Genomic DNA, 14,378 nt, shown 5'->3' with positions numbered 1-14,378 from the left:
CAAAAAAAGCACGGAAATATACCCCGTGGCGGCATAACACCACGGAATGGCGACAGATATTAAGCGGCGTGCGGGTTTTTGCGCACAAAAAGCCCCGCCAACGGCGGGGCTTGGGGAGTCGCTTCTTAGGAGGTTTATTCGTGAGTGATCTTCACCGATTTCATCACGATCTCTTGAAGCGGGCGATCACCGGGGCCGGCCTTCGCGGTGGAAATCGCGGTGACGACATCCATACCTTCGACGACTTTACCGAACACGGCGTGCCGTCCGTCGAGGTGGGATGTTGCCCCCACCGTAATGAAAAACTGGCTGCCGCCGGTGTTGGGGCCCGCGTTGGCCATCGACAGGATACCGGGGCCGTCGTGCTTGAGGTCCGGATGGAATTCGTCGTCGATGTGGTAGCCGGGCCCGCCGCGGCCGGTGCCGGTCGGGTCGCCGCCCTGAATCATGAAGCTCGGAATCACGCGATGGAAGATCACGCCGTCATAGAAAGGCTTGCCGGTTTTTTTACTGGTGGCCAGGTCGATAAAATTCTGCGTCGTGATGGGGGCCCGCTCAGTGAATAATTTGATTTTGATCGTGCCCATATTCGTTTCGATTTCAGCGAACGTGTCCTGCATGGTTTTCCCTTTCTCGGTTTTCTTCCCGCTCTGTGCTACAGCCAATGCGGAAACGCTCAACAGCAACAAGGCCGCCAAGCCCAATATGAATACAACACGTATGCGGTTCATAATTTCTCTCCTAGTTACGAATGTAGCGCCTACTCTAGAAAAGAGGGCAGGGCCTGTCGAGCGAAAATCAAGTTTTCCGGCTCTCTTGTGAGTGCCGAACTCCTTTCCTATGATGTGCGGCGATAAGGAGATGACATGAAACACGCCTGGATGTGGTTACTGGTAATCACGATGTTTGTCGCCTGTACGCCCGCGGAGCAAGCCGACGAGTTGGCCGCGCTTCAACAGGGCGACAAGCCGCCGACTCAACACGGCGATAAACAGCTCGCCAAAAAAGTGGCTGAATTGCAGGAATGCTGCGACGAAAACTCCCGCGCTATGGGCGCCGAGTGCTGCGCCGAACTCGATCGCCTCGTGGGGGCGCACCAAAAGCCTACGGGGATGGATGCCAAATTCAAGACCGGACGACCGATCGACGTGCCGCCGGAAATCGCTGCCCAATGGCCGCGCGTGCGGCTGGTCGTGGGGCCGAAGGGACAAGAGGGAAATCCCTTGGAAGTCGCCGTGGGCGCCAAGGCGAAAATTGAAGGAACGCCGCTGGAGGTCGAGGTCGTCGCTTTCGTCCCCACGTTCAAGATGACCGGCCAGGCGATCACCACCGACGGCGCCGAGCCGAAAAACCCGGCCGCCAAAGTCGTCATCCGGGAACCGGGAAAAGAAGAATGGTCGGGTTGGCTGTTCGCCAAAATGCCCGAGGTGCACGCCTATCCCGGCGAGACCGTCGCCGTTTTGTTACTAGAAGGCGTGCGGCAGGAAGCGAAATGAATGCGCGGGAAAAAATGACGCTCGTGCCCGAAGGCGTGGTGTTTCAGGACGTCGACGCCATCGTCAACGCGGCTAATACTTCGCTGCTGGGCGGCGGCGGGGTCGACGGCGCGATCCACCGCGCGGCCGGGCCGGAATTGCTGGCCGAATGCGGCATGCTCGGCGGCTGCGAAACCGGCGACGCCAAAACCACGAAGGGTTACAACCTGCCGGCGAAGTTCGTCATTCATGCGGTCGGACCCGTGTGGAAAGGCGGCGGGCGCGGTGAGCCCAAGTTGCTGGCCTCGTGTTACCGACGCAGTTTGGAAGAGGCGCAGCGCGTCGGCGCGCGAACCATCGCTTTCCCTTGTATCAGCACCGGCGTGTACGGCTACCCACTCGAGGCGGCCGCCCGCGTGGCGATTGACACCGTCACGGTCGTGTTGGAAAGCGGGGCGGAGATCGATGAGGTTCGTTTTTGCTGTTTTTCGCAGCGGGAAGCGGACACCTACCACAAGGTCATGGCCGACCCGCGCGCCTGAATTTCCGTTATTCGTATTCCCACATCGGCGGGTACCAACGGGCTTGCGTGATCATGGCGATGGGCAGGAAATTCGCCTCCCATACTTCGTCGTGATCCGGAGTCACTTCCAACACGTCGCCGTTCCAGCCGTTGCATAGCAGTGTGTTGCCGTTTTCGTGCCGCTCGACGTTGCCGATGGCGTGCGAGAAAATCATGCGGTGTTCCCACACCTGGCGCACGGTTCGGTTCTGCTCGTCGATCTCCAACTCCAGCGCGCGCGACCACGGGCCGTCCCAACAGTCGCCGTAGTAACGGCAGTTGCCGTTGTCGAACAGCAGCAAGTTGCCGTTGTCGAGGTACTGCGGGTCATGCTGGGCGTAGAACCAACGGTCTTCCACCGGCTCACTACCCAGCCAGGTGAAGTCCAACCCTTCCCCCATCTGCCACTCGACGTCGCCCGTCGCGAGGTTGATTTTGACCAGCCGCATCGTGTTGCGCAGCGAAAATAAGATAGCCTCTTGCCCCGGCACGACGACGGCCGCGTTGCCGTGAGTCCAATCGTAGGTATCCGGTCCCCAATGGTAGCCTTCGCACATCATCGAGTTCATGGTCGTCGGCGGAAGCTGGTCCATGTGTTCAAACACCGACCACGACCACAGCAGCGTGCCGTCACGCAGAGCGATGGCCGCACCGTCGCCCACCGCATTGAGGGTCGGCGTGACCAGGTCGCACTGCAGGCCCAACCCCATGCGATTGAAAACAAAGAGAGCTTTTTCCTCTGCGTCGCCGAGGAGTTGAAATTGATGGTGTACCTTACGGAAGACGGAATTGGGTACGTTGGGGTTGAGGAAGGTGTACTGCACGCCGTCGGGACGCACGGCGGTGAGCCGCTCGGTGGTCGCCACAACCATGTCGCCGTTTGCCAGCGGCGTCAGGCCGGTAATCGGCGGCAGTATGGAATACGCTGGAATGTCGGTCATGCGGTGGAAAAACCGCAGCCGCCCGGCGCGATCGTAAACCGCCACGGCGTTAAAAAGGTCGATCGTGAAATCAGGGTTCAGACCGCCGGTATTTAACGACATGGCCAACCATTCTTCTTGGTCCACGCGCGGCGTGTTGACCACCCGATTGGGGCGGGGAGCCCACATCGTCAGCTTGGGTGCGAGGAAGGAGCCGGAGACCACCGGTTCGTCCTTCCGATCCCCGGCTAACACGCGGTAGTCGAATTCGGTGTTCTCCAACAGCCCGAATACTTGAAACGAATGCCAACGCCCGTCGGCGGAAGTGGTCGGCACCACGAGTGCGCGGCCGGTTTCGTTCGCCGAGGTCACGTCCAAAGTCAGTGAAGAGGGGTGCGCAGAGGTGACGACGATTTCGCGTGAGAGCGGATTTTCCACCGGGGCTTCCATAACGAAAACATGGTAGTCGTCATTTGGCGGCGAGGTGTCGTCATCATCGTCGTCGTCGTCGTCGTCATCGTCGTCGTCATCATCATCATCGTCATCGGCGACCGAATCGTCGTCATCGTCATCGTAATCGTCGTTGTCGTCGTCATCGTCACAGGCGGACGCAAGCAACGTGGCGACCACGATAACCAGCAACAGTAAAAGCCCAAAACCAACACGGTAAAAAACAAAGTGTCGCATTACACGTATGACTCTCCATCTTTCCTGCGCCGCGCCAAGCGTGGCGATAAGATTACGTGTATTTTACGAAAAGAACCCGCTAAATGCCAACGAGTGGTTTATTGAAAGCTTTGAATGAGGCTACGCGTCACTTTGGGCAAGGTCGTGAGTAGATTTTGAATGTCGCTTTTCGAGAGGCCCAACGCGGCAATACCCGGCCGTTCCATGAGGTCGAAAGGGGGTTCTTCGGCATAGCTGTCGAAGCCTAACGCCTTGGCGAAATCATTGGCGACGTTGATCAGAATCGCCAACGGCTGTCCGGATTCCGCCTCTTCGTAGCGGTGGTGAAAGCGAATCGCATCCTGCAACTCGTCCGAAAACCGCCAGACCTTCGCCATCAAGCCCCCGACCGGGGCGTGAAAATCACGCATGGTTTCGTCGAGCATTTCCTCGGTGACCGCCGTCTCGCCGCCCAATTGGCGATCGATTCGTTCAACGGTTTCGATGATGAGCGGCTTGCCGATGTCGTGTATCAGACCGGCTAGAAAAGCGTGCTCGGCGCTCTGCCGCCGCACGCGCGCGATCTCCTGCGCGATGTAGGCGACCGCAAGGCTGTGCTCCCACACGCGGGCCATCGAATCGCCGAAACGCTTGGAGCGAAAAACCTGCTCGCCCAGCGCCACGGAAAACACCAGATCCCGCAACGTCGCCATTCCCACCGTTACCACGGCGCGTTGGATGCTGGTGATCTTCACCCGCCCGGCATACACAGGGCTGTTGGCGATTTTCAGCAAACGCGCCGAAAGTTGTTGATCTTTCTCGAGAAGCGCAACGAAATCGCGCGCCGACACGTTCGGATCGCTCGTCAGCGACAGAACCTGCGTCGCCACGTGGGGCAGCACCGGAACTTCCAGGTTGCCGGCGCGTAAACGGTTGCTGATCCGGGTTTTTATGAGTTCGCGGAGTTCAGCGAGTGCTTTTACTTCTTTCGTCATCGTTCCATTTCAGGTATCGGTAGAAGAAATATGACATATGGCCCCGGACCGGGCAAGCGGCGCGGCACGTCATAGGGCGAATAAACGCAACACCGAAACGGCCAAGGGATTTCAGCGAGCGATCATGACATACGAAGTTTGGACGGAATTTGCCGAGCTAATGAGCCCCACCGAATGGATCGGCTTGGCCGTAGTATTGCTCGGCTCGACAGCCCTCTGGTTGACGGCGGCCTTCTTGGCCGTTCGCATCGCCGCCGAATCTCTCGGGTGGCGAAAAAAGGACCGACCGAGTCGCTGGCTGCGGCGCGGCGTCTTCGCCCTCTGCGCCGTGTACGCCGTGGTGTTCGCCTATGCATACTGGGTCGAGCCCACGCAACTGGTACTCAAGCGCTTGCGTGTGGAAAGCGCCAAACTACCCGTCGGCACCACGCTACGCGTCGCCCACGTCACGGATCTGCACGCGCAAATCGACCGCCTCCGACATTTGGAGCGCACCGCCGAAGCGGTTGTCGACCTGCAGCCGGATATCGTCTTGCTGACCGGCGACTACCTCTGCAACTTCTGCTCCGGCGCACCCACGGCGCTCTTGGCGTTCTTGCTGCGGCTGCCCGACGTGCCGGTGTACGCCGTGCCCGGCAACTACGGCGGTCGCCTGCCCGCCGACGCGATACTGGAAACGATCGGCATCGAAATACTGCACAGCGAATCGCGGCTGTTTACCGTAGCGGGCGTACCCCTGGAATTGTTCGGCGCGAGCCCGCGCCGCCGCGCGATGAATCTGCGACCACGCCGCGCGCCGGATCGCTTCGGAATTTTTCTGGAACACTTCCCGAGTTTGCTGCCCTCGGTCGCCGAAAAAGGGTGGGATCTTTTCCTCGCTGGACACACCCACGGCGGCCAGGTGCGCCTGCCCGGCTACGGGGCGATTGTCACGCTGGATCTGATGGGCAAGACCTTCGAAATGGGAGCGTATCAGGTGGCGGATACCACGGCGATGATCAGCGCCGGTGTGGGGATGGAATGCCGTTGGGCGCCGCAGGTGCGATTGTTTTGCCCGCCGGAGATCGTCTTGATCGAGGTCGTCGGTCGATCGCCGTGACCGCGTTCGGCAGCGTCACGCAGTCGTCAATCGGCGTCGCCGAGATACGAGCCGACGCCTGAATGAACCGCCGCGACGCGTTCCAAGTCGCCGATCCGCACGCGGCAGGTGTGACGCACGCGGTGGATAGGCACTTGTTCGAATTGGTCGAACACGTCCATTTCACTATCCGAGAGGCCTAAGAGTACGAAGCCGTTGGCCAGTTGGCCTTCGGAATCGATCAAGCGATAGACGCGCGCTTCGCCCTCGCGTTCAACGACGCGGGCGTGGTCGGGTAGGGTCGCCGGCGCGAAGGGTGGGTAGCGGCCGATTTGCTCGAACACCTGATGCGGGTCCATCAGTTCGTCCCACACGAAAAGGAGCTGGTGTTCCAAGAGGTCGTCGAACGAGACGATCAACTCGGGCGGATGGAAAACAACGACGTTGCGTCCGTCGAAAAAGCGAGCTACGAACATGGGCCGATTTCTCCTACGTCTGCCGGGTCATGGCCAAACGCTGCACGACAAACCCCATCTTGTCCCAGAAGCGAACCGATGTGGCGTTTCTCGGAATCACGTTGACGTAAATCTCGTGCGCGCCCTTTTCGGTCAGCCACGCGATCGCGTATTCAGCCGTGCGGCGGCCGATCTGCTGCCGGCGATAATCTTCGATCACGAACAGATTCTCCAAAATGCCGATGATGGCCTGGGCGAACGTCTTGGACGGCACCGTCATAAAGCCGTTGGAAAACGCCAGCAGGCGGCCGTCGCTTTCCGACTCCGCCACAACAATGTACGCGTCGGTGCGCCGCAGGTAATCGCCGAACGTCGCGCGTTGCATATCCAGGGCGCCGGGGCGCAAGCGATAACGCCGATTGTAGATCGCCGTCAGGTCCATCAACTGCCGCCACATGTCCGTGACGGCGTCGAGGTCGGACCACACCGCCGTTCGAATGATTACATCGTTGATCATCGCGTTTTGATAGCATCTGAACGTTACGCGCGGCAAGCCCGCGGCCTTAACCCTTGCACCCGGACCCAACGCGCTCCACAATAAAACGCAAAGCCGAACCAACCCATGTGGCCGGGAGACTATCGCGATGCCGGACTCGCAACACAAATCGCCCAAGCGTTCCTTTCTGATCGGTAACTGGCGCACCGACGTCCGTAACTACCTAGTCGCCGGGCTGCTGGTTACCGTGCCGCTCGGCACTACCATTCTCGTGCTGCGGTGGGTGCTGAGAATCGCCGACGGAATGATCAAGTGGCTGCCCGAAGCCTACCGCCCCGAAACGTACCTCGGAATTCATATCCCGGGCGTGTTCGGCTTGACGCTCTTTATCCTTTTTCTGCTGATCGTCGGCTTCTTGGTTCGCAACTTCATCGGCCAGCGACTGGTGCGCGTGTACGAGAACATTCTGGAACGCATTCCCTTCGTGCGCACGGTCTATGTGGCGACCAAGCAATTGACCTCCTCCCTCTTCGCCACCGACGGCAATAAGTTTTCCCGCGTCGTGCTCATCGAGTATCCGCGCCCGGGCCTGTACTCCATGGCTTTCGTTACATCCGAGCACACCAAATTGCTCTCGAATGTGATCGGTCGCCGCTGCTTGTCGGTGTTCGTGCCCACTACACCCAACCCCACGTCGGGGTATTACCTGCTCGTGCCGATCGAAGACGCCGTCGACACGGACCTGTCGATCGAAGAGGCGTTTCGCCTCATCATGTCCGCCGGCATTTCCACGCCCGAACGCGCCGATGTCCCGGCGCCGACCGTGCAACCACCGGCTCCCGCTCCGGCCGAGGAATAGGCCGGTATGCGAAGGCGCCTGATCGGCTTGGCTCTCGCCGTTTTTGCCGTGGGCTTCTTCGCCGGAACCCGGGCGCTGCTCGCTGTGGCCTTGGCGCTCAACGTACTCGTCGTGGCGTACCTGGCCCTCGTGGCAATCCGTCGCATCGTGCTCACCGTCGCGGCGCTCGGCCCTCGTCCGCCCGCGCCGTCGCCACCCGCCGTTCGACCACGCCTGACGGTTTTGATCCCATGCCGCGACGAGCAGGACGTTCTGCCCGCCACGCTCGCCGCTTGGGACCGCGTCGACTATCCGCGCAATCGGCTTGAGGTGATGTTTGTCGACGACGCCTCCGCCGATCAAACCGGCGACCTGCTCCGGGATTTCGCCGACGCGCGCCCGTGGATCACCAACCTGCGGCGCGACGAGGCCCTCGGCGGGAAGGGCGGGGCCCTCAACGACGGTTTGGACGCCGCGCGCGACTCCGATGTCGTCGCCGTGTTTGACGCCGACGCGCGCCCGGAACCCGACTGTCTGGTTCAACTGGTCGCGGCCCTCACACCGGACGCGGCCGCCGTCGCCGGACGCATGCTGCCGGTGGAAACTCCCCGCTTTGCCGGCGTGTTCGCCGCCATCGAGGCCGCGGTTCACCAACGACTTACCCTGACCGGCGCGGCGCGTTTGGGCGGCACGGTGTCGCTGCTCGGGTCGGCCTACCTGCTGCGACGCGGGGTGCTGGAAGAATTTCGCTTCACGCCGGGACACCGCCTGGAAGATATCGATTTATCCGCACGGCTGCTGGTCGGCGGACGGCGTATCACCTGGGCGCCGGCGGCGATGTGTCATCACTTGCCCGCGCGCGACGCGGCGTCACTCGGCACGCAACGCGCGGCCTGGGCGCGTGGCTATCACCGGGTCATGCGCGATCACGGACACGCGCTGTTTATCACCGCGCCGAACTTAATCGCGAGCGTCGACCGCTTGCTGTTTACGGCCGGTTATTTGGACCGCCTCGCGTTCCTGGCTGCCGTGGCCCTCGCGGCAACCGCCTCCGCCGTTCCTTCGTTGTGGCTGCCGTGGTGGTTCGTGGCGGCCTGGGCGGCGCTGCCATTGGCGCAGATCGCGCTCGCCCTATATGCCGACCGGTGGCGCGGCGCGCGCCTGGCGCGGGTGCCGGTCGCGCTCGCGTTGGTGGCCGTGGACCTGGCGGCGAGCACCGCGGCGGCGGCGGCCGACGTGCTGAACCGTCCCTTGCCGTGGCGAAAGACGCAGCGGGTTGCCGAGCGAAAGGAAGCGCCATGAAAGTCGTCGGCGCGATTGTCGCCCGCAACGGCGGCGGGGATTTGCAGGGGGCGTGGGCCGATCTGGCGGCGATTTGCGGCGACGACGGCGTCGTGGTTATCGACAACGCCTCGACCGACGGTTCGACGGCGGCGCTATCGGGAGCCGTGATCCGCCACGACGAAAACACCGGATTCGCCGGCGGGGCGCAGGACGCCGTCGAGTGGGCGGCGGCCCGGGGGGCGGACGCCGTGCTGCTGCTGAATCAGGATGCGCGACTCGACACCGCCGGCGGGGCGCGAATGATCGACTTGCTGGCCGCAAAGCGCGAAGCCGGGATCGTGTTCGCCAAGGTGCTGCAGGCCGACAAGCCTTACTTGCTCGACGGGCTCGGCGGACGGCGCAATCTGCGCCACAAGCTCACGACATCCCTGGGCGCGGGCGGCATCGATCCGGTGCATCTAGACCAGCCGCGGATGGTGGATCACGGCCACGGCGCCGCGATGCTGCTGCGAGTGGCGGCGGTGCGGTGGGTCGGCGGTTTCGACCGGAATCTTTTCGCCTACCACGAGGAAGTCGATTTGTGCTGGCGGCTGGCGCGGGCCGGGTTCTCCGTATGGGTCGAGCCGCAGGCGGTCGTCTTGCATCGTGGTGCACGTGGCGACGCCGAGCGCGACACCATCAAACAGTATTTCATCGGCCGTAACAGCGTCTTGGCGGCGCGTCGTCAGGGCGTGGCCGGGCGCGTCTTGATTTGGGCGCTGGCGGCGGCGCTGGTATACTATGCGCCGATTGCGCTCACCGGCGACCGCGCGGCGCGAGCCTTGTTGGCGGGCTGGTGGGACGGCTGGCGGGGGCGGTCCGTGCGGCCCACGATTCGTAAGGCGTTGTGAGGAGTTAGCGTGTCCCGACCCAAAACGGTGTTGATCCTCGGCGGCGGCCTGGCTGGGCTGACTTGTGCCGATGAACTGGCGCGCCGCGGCGTGGAGGTGACCGTTCTGGAAGCGGGACCCGTCGTCGGCGGCCTGGCCCGCAACGTGCAGATCCACGACGCCGGCTTCGATTTGGGCGGCCACCGCTTCTTTACTGAAAACCCGAACATGATGACGTGGCTACGCAGTCTGCTCGGGGATAACCTGCTCGAAATCGGCCGCAAAAGCCGGATTCGCCTCAACGGACGCTTTTTCGACTACCCGCTACGGCCCCTCAATGCGCTTGGCAACTTCGGCTTCAAAGGCGCGGCCAAGGTGCTGACGGACTACGCGGGCGCGGCGATCCGGTCCCACTTGGCCCCGACCGTATCCGACTTGTCGCTGGAAGATTGGGTCACACGACGCTTCGGGCGCGAGTTGTATGAAGTCTACTTTCGCCCCTACTCCGAAAAAGTGTGGGGCATACCCTGCCGCGAAATCAGCGCCGAATGGGCCGCCGAACGCATTCAACTGCTCGGACTCGGCGACGCGATCTTCCGGGCGCTGCGTCCGGCCGGCAAGCCGAAAACCTACGCGTCGCGGTTCTGGTATCCGCGCGGCGGCATCGGCGTGATCGCCAACACCTTGGCCGAACGCATCCGGGCGGGCGGCGGGAAGGTGCTGACCGGGCATCGCGTCACGCAGATCGACACGGCGGACGGGAAAGTGAAAAGCGTTCTCGTTGGGAAAAAGCGTTTCGCCGCGGACTTGGTTGTCAGCACCATGCCGCTCACCGAAATCGGGCGCTTGACCGGCGCGCCGCAACAAGCGCTGAGCCGGTTGTCCTTTCGATCATTGCGTTGCGTGTTCCTCATCATCGATCAACCGCGCGTCACCGAAGACACGTGGCTCTATTTCCCGGAATCCGACCTGAGCTTCGGGCGCTGCCATGAGCCGCGCAATTGGGATCCCGGCATGGCGCCGCCGGGCCGCACGAGCCTGTGCCTGGAAGTCTTCTGCAACGAGGGCGACGAAATCTGGCGACGCAAGGCGGACGAATTGGTCGCGGCGTGCGCGGACGATCTCGACGCCGTGGGCTTGGTGCCGCGCGGCCGCGTTATCGCCGGGGATAGTATCGCCGTGGCCAATGCGTATCCCGTGTTTCGCGTGGGCTTCCGAGGGCCGTTGGAAGAAGTGCTGGCGTCGGTAACGGCGCTGTCCAATCTGCGGCTAACCGGCCGCACCGGCGCGTACCGTTACGAGAACATGGACGTCGTAGCCGAACGAGCCATCGCGTTGGCGAGGGAGGTGGCCGGCGAATGAACGTGACCTACCCGCGCTATTGGCATCGAGGCCGCGGACTGCTGCTGGTTACGTGGCTGACGGCGACGACCAGTTATCTATCGCTTTTTTGGGGCGCGACCTACGTCGGCGACGGTTTCCTGCCGCATCACCTGTTACTGGGTTTGCTGGCCACGCAGGCTGTTTTGCTGGCGGCCGCGCTGTTGACCCACCGCACCGGGTTCTTTTCGCTGGCCGATTACGCGTCGCGCGAGCCGGTGCGCTTGCTGCGGTTTTCGATCATCGCGCAGGGCGTGCTGTTGGTCGTGTCGGCGTTGGCGATGTCGCGCTGGAACGACGAAAATTTCAACCTGGCGCAAGCTGTGTACCTCGGCGAGCACGGGCTGCGAGCCTGGCTGCGCGATTACGGCACCGTCAACCGGTGGTTGGGTCTGCATCATCCGCCGCTGTTGCCGCTGCTGTACGGCGCATTTTACAACCTCGTCGGGCCGCACGTCCTAGCCGGACGTTTGTTCAATATCGTCTTCTCACTGCTGTCGCTCCTGGTTGCGGCGCGCTTGATCGAGCGCGTCACCGACAAGCCCACCGCGGCGCTGGCGTCGCTCATGTGGTTGTGTTTCCCCTTGTGGTATTTCAACGGCGCGGCGGCGATTCTCGAGGGACCCTTCCTGCTCGTGTTTCTGCTGACAGCCGACGCGTTCGTGCGCTTTTTGCAGGAACCCAAGACGGGCCGCGCGCTCGTCGCGGGGGCGCTGCTGACGCTGGGCCTGCTGTGTCGTTACAACATCGCGCTGCTGATACCGGGGATGGTGTTGATTCTGCTCCTGCCCGCGTATCGGCATTTGTGGCGCAAACCCGCGACGTGGTGGATCGCCGGCGTGCCGCTGCTGTGCATCGCGCCGCTGGCCGGGGTCGCCGCCGGATCAGGATTGCTGGCCACGCAAGCCGCCCGGTTGACGTGGATGGCGCTGCTGGCGCGACCGGGCGGAGTTCATTACCTGCTGGAAACCATGTTGCCGCTGTGGCCGTTGCATGTGGGCGCGCACGTGCTCCCGCTCATGTTGCTGGGCCTGTTCGCTCTGTATAAGGCGGGGCGTCAAACCACGACCCTGCTCGCCCTGGGCGGCGCGTATCTATTTCTCGTGGTGCTGATTCTGCCCAACCCCCGCTATCTGTTGCCGGCCGTGCCCTTTATCGCGGCGGGGGCGGCGATCGCGCTGCAGTACCTGCGCGAGCGGAACGAGGCGGACACGGCGGTGTGGGCGGGCCTGGTCGGCGCGGGCATGGTGCTTACGGTGTTGACGGTTGTCGGCGCGGAGCTGTCGGGCTACTACCCCTTCTATTGAACCTCAACCAACGCGCGGTCGAAAGCGGCCAGCAGGTGGACTCCCGTTTGCCTTCCGCCGAAGCCCATCGCGTTTTCGTAGATGTTCATCCACAGCGCCGCCTTGTCTTGCTTTTCCAGCAGTTCGTACTCCAGCGGCATATGCACGTAGCCCACGTAGTCGTCGGTTTGTGAAGCGACAACCACCGGCGTCAGGCCCGCTTCGGTGATGAGCTGCTTCGTTTTTAAGCCGACGCTGGCCCCCAAGTCGGCCGGGTAACCGGTGAAAATCAACTCGCCGACGCGCAAAACCGGCACGCGGGTCGCCGCGCCGTCGCGCAATCCGCCGCGCCCGAATTTCCGCGCCCATAAACGCAGCGGCAGCGCCAGCGTGTCGAGCCAGCCCAGGCGTTGCGGCAGCAGTTTCGGCGTCGTGATGTTGATTTTTGTTTGCCCGACGGCAAAGGCCACGTCGTCGCTTTTGACGGGCCGGGCGTTGGCCGCGGCTTCGTCGACCGCCTCTCGCATCAGCCGTGTCAGCAACGCGAGGTGCACGTCGGTATCCATCGGGCCTTCCGGAAAGAACGCGTTCACACCGCCGACCGGGCCGACGACGAACATACCGTGATCGCCCTCAGCTTCGATGGATTTGATCAGTTCGCCGGGGTAGTCGGCCGAAGCAGCGTGGTAGTCGCGAACCCCAACCACCACCGGATGCGCGCCGAAAAACACGACCCGGATGTCGCGGCGACGTCGCTTGACGTGCAGCACACCCAGCGTGCGGTCGATCGCGCCCTCTTTGTGGCGGCGATTGTAGTTCAAGTAGGACGTTTCGGTTTCGCCGAAGCGCAAGTCGGCAGCCGCCAGGTCGTCGACCGCCGCCTTGCCCGCGGCCGCGATGTTCGTTACCAATCCGTCAAACAACTTCTGATCGTACTCGCCAAGAAAAAGCTTCGCCGAGGGCGCGTCCCAAAAGCCGCCGACCGCCGAGTGCGAATGGGTGGCCGTGAGCATCAGGCCGTCGAACGCAACGCCCTGGTCTCGCAGGCGCTGTTCGATCGCGTCGCGCAGTACCATCACGAACAGCAACAAATCGGCGGAGATCATCACCGCCGTGGTTTTGCCGTCGCTGAACGCGAGCGCGCGGGCGAACAAGGGGTCGCGTACGCGGTTGGCCAGGCGGCCGTCGCGGTCGGCCATGCCGCCCATGGGAAAGGGCAGGGGCGGGGTGATATCGACTTTGCCGAAACCGACACGAACTTTCTTTTGGCTGGGCATGACACGGTCTCCTTGTGGATCAACGAAGCGGCTTATGGTCGCGGCGGAAGTAGTCCTTGGTCAACCTGGCCACGACGCCGGAAAGCAGCACGATGCCGACCAGATTGGGTAGTGCCATCAGTGCGTTGGTGATGTCCGAGAACGTCCAGACGATCTTCAACTCGACCAGCGGCGCCCACCGGGATCAGCACAACGTAGACGACGCGGTAGATCATCACCGAACCCGCGCCGAAAATGAACTCCGTGGCGCGGTCCCCGTAATACGACCAACTGATCAGCGTCGAAAAGGCGAAAAACACCAATCCGAAGCTCACGATCATGCGCCCGGGCGCGAACATCCCGCTACCCGGCAAACCGGTGGAAAACGCTTGGCTGGTTAGCGTCGCGCCGTCCAGGCCGCTTTGCCACGCGCCGGAGACCAGAATCACCAGCGCCGTCATCGTGCAGATGATCAGCGTGTCGACCAGCGGGCCGATCATCGCCACGAGACCCTCGCGGACCGGCTCTTCGGTGCGGGCCGCCGCATGGGCGATCGGTGCCGAGCCGAGGCCCGATTCATTGGAGAAAACGCCGCGCGCAATGCCGAAACGCATCGCCTGCGCCACGGTGTAACCCGCCACGCCCCCCGCCGCGCTGGCGCCGGTGAAGGCGTGCTTGAGACCGAGCAGTTGAATGAATTTCAGGCGCACGGTGATGAAAATGCCCGTGCCGACCAGCAGCGGTATCAGAAAATACGGCCCGCACACGAAGCCGGAAACCCGCCCCAACAAATCCTGCAAGAATTCCATCGTCCCGCC

General features: G+C 62.6%; 15 protein-coding genes. 8 read left to right on the top strand and 7 right to left on the bottom strand.

Annotated features, from left to right (window positions below):
• Positions 1-134 precede the first annotated feature (134 nt).
• Positions 135-731, bottom strand: a complete 597-nt coding sequence (locus P9L99_05740; protein MDP8222844.1) for a peptidylprolyl isomerase — start codon at positions 729-731, stop codon at positions 135-137.
• Positions 732-866: 135 nt separating this feature from the next.
• Here P9L99_05740 and P9L99_05735 point away from each other — a divergent pair, with 135 nt between their 5' ends.
• Both P9L99_05735 and P9L99_05730 read left to right on the top strand, forming a co-directional pair.
• Entirely contained in the window at positions 867-1,496 is a 630-nt protein-coding gene (locus P9L99_05735; protein ID MDP8222843.1) for a hypothetical protein, read from the top strand.
• On the top strand, positions 1,493-2,017 hold the full coding sequence (locus P9L99_05730; GenBank protein ID MDP8222842.1) for an O-acetyl-ADP-ribose deacetylase: 525 nt from the start codon (positions 1,493-1,495) through the stop codon (positions 2,015-2,017). The genes P9L99_05735 and P9L99_05730 overlap by 4 nt, the downstream gene beginning before the upstream one ends.
• Positions 2,018-2,024: 7 nt before the next feature.
• Here the strand turns inward: P9L99_05730 and P9L99_05725 are convergent, their stop codons facing one another.
• Entirely contained in the window at positions 2,025-3,644 is a 1,620-nt protein-coding gene (locus tag P9L99_05725) for an aryl-sulfate sulfotransferase (protein MDP8222841.1), read from the bottom strand.
• Positions 3,645-3,742: 98 nt separating this feature from the next.
• Positions 3,743-4,618: an HDOD domain-containing protein gene (locus tag P9L99_05720; protein ID MDP8222840.1), complete on the bottom strand. Its 876-nt coding sequence runs from the start codon at positions 4,616-4,618 to the stop codon at positions 3,743-3,745.
• Between the two features lie 124 nt (positions 4,619-4,742).
• On the opposite strand from P9L99_05720, the gene P9L99_05715 reads away from it, so the two are divergent.
• Positions 4,743-5,717 carry a metallophosphoesterase gene (locus P9L99_05715; GenBank protein ID MDP8222839.1) on the top strand — a complete coding sequence of 325 codons (975 nt, stop codon included), beginning with the start codon at positions 4,743-4,745 and terminating at the stop codon, positions 5,715-5,717.
• Between the two features lie 26 nt (positions 5,718-5,743).
• Here the strand turns inward: P9L99_05715 and P9L99_05710 are convergent, their stop codons facing one another.
• Together P9L99_05710 and P9L99_05705 are read right to left on the bottom strand one after the other, a co-directional pair.
• A complete protein-coding gene (locus P9L99_05710; protein MDP8222838.1) occupies positions 5,744-6,172 on the bottom strand; it encodes a gamma-glutamylcyclotransferase family protein in 429 nt (142 codons plus the stop codon).
• Positions 6,173-6,185: 13 nt separating this feature from the next.
• Positions 6,186-6,668 (bottom strand): GNAT family N-acetyltransferase, encoded by a 483-nt coding sequence (locus tag P9L99_05705; GenBank protein MDP8222837.1) that lies wholly within the window; start codon positions 6,666-6,668, stop codon positions 6,186-6,188.
• Between the two features lie 127 nt (positions 6,669-6,795).
• On the opposite strand from P9L99_05705, the gene P9L99_05700 reads away from it, so the two are divergent.
• The 5 genes from P9L99_05700 to P9L99_05680 are packed head-to-tail and all read left to right on the top strand — an operon-like array spanning position 6,796 to position 12,325.
• Positions 6,796-7,506 carry a DUF502 domain-containing protein gene (locus P9L99_05700; GenBank protein MDP8222836.1) on the top strand — a complete coding sequence of 237 codons (711 nt, stop codon included), beginning with the start codon at positions 6,796-6,798 and terminating at the stop codon, positions 7,504-7,506.
• Positions 7,507-7,512: 6 nt separating this feature from the next.
• On the top strand, positions 7,513-8,787 hold the full coding sequence (locus P9L99_05695; GenBank protein ID MDP8222835.1) for a glycosyltransferase family 2 protein: 1,275 nt from the start codon (positions 7,513-7,515) through the stop codon (positions 8,785-8,787).
• A complete protein-coding gene (locus P9L99_05690; GenBank protein ID MDP8222834.1) occupies positions 8,784-9,659 on the top strand; it encodes a glycosyltransferase family 2 protein in 876 nt (291 codons plus the stop codon). Before P9L99_05695 ends, P9L99_05690 begins: the two co-directional genes overlap by 4 nt.
• A gap of 9 nt (positions 9,660-9,668) precedes the next feature.
• Positions 9,669-11,000, top strand: coding sequence for an FAD-dependent oxidoreductase (locus P9L99_05685; GenBank protein ID MDP8222833.1), 1,332 nt, complete (start codon positions 9,669-9,671; stop codon positions 10,998-11,000).
• Positions 10,997-12,325, top strand: a complete 1,329-nt coding sequence (locus tag P9L99_05680; protein MDP8222832.1) for a glycosyltransferase family 39 protein — start codon at positions 10,997-10,999, stop codon at positions 12,323-12,325. Before P9L99_05685 ends, P9L99_05680 begins: the two co-directional genes overlap by 4 nt.
• Here the strand turns inward: P9L99_05680 and P9L99_05675 are convergent.
• Both P9L99_05675 and P9L99_05670 read right to left on the bottom strand, forming a co-directional pair.
• Positions 12,319-13,581: a neutral/alkaline non-lysosomal ceramidase N-terminal domain-containing protein gene (locus tag P9L99_05675; protein ID MDP8222831.1), complete on the bottom strand. Its 1,263-nt coding sequence runs from the start codon at positions 13,579-13,581 to the stop codon at positions 12,319-12,321. The two genes, P9L99_05680 and P9L99_05675, sit on opposite strands and share 7 nt — an antisense overlap.
• Before the next feature lie 32 nt (positions 13,582-13,613).
• Positions 13,614-14,369, bottom strand: coding sequence for an alanine:cation symporter family protein (locus tag P9L99_05670; GenBank protein MDP8222830.1), 756 nt, complete (start codon positions 14,367-14,369; stop codon positions 13,614-13,616).
• Between the last annotated feature and the right edge of the window lie 9 nt (positions 14,370-14,378).

It is taken from the genome of Candidatus Lernaella stagnicola, from assembly GCA_030765525.1.
Taxonomy (GTDB): domain Bacteria; phylum Lernaellota; class Lernaellaia; order Lernaellales; family Lernaellaceae; genus Lernaella; species Lernaella stagnicola.
Note: the sequence above shows the minus strand (reverse complement) of the source record. Positions and strands in the feature narration are given on the sequence as shown.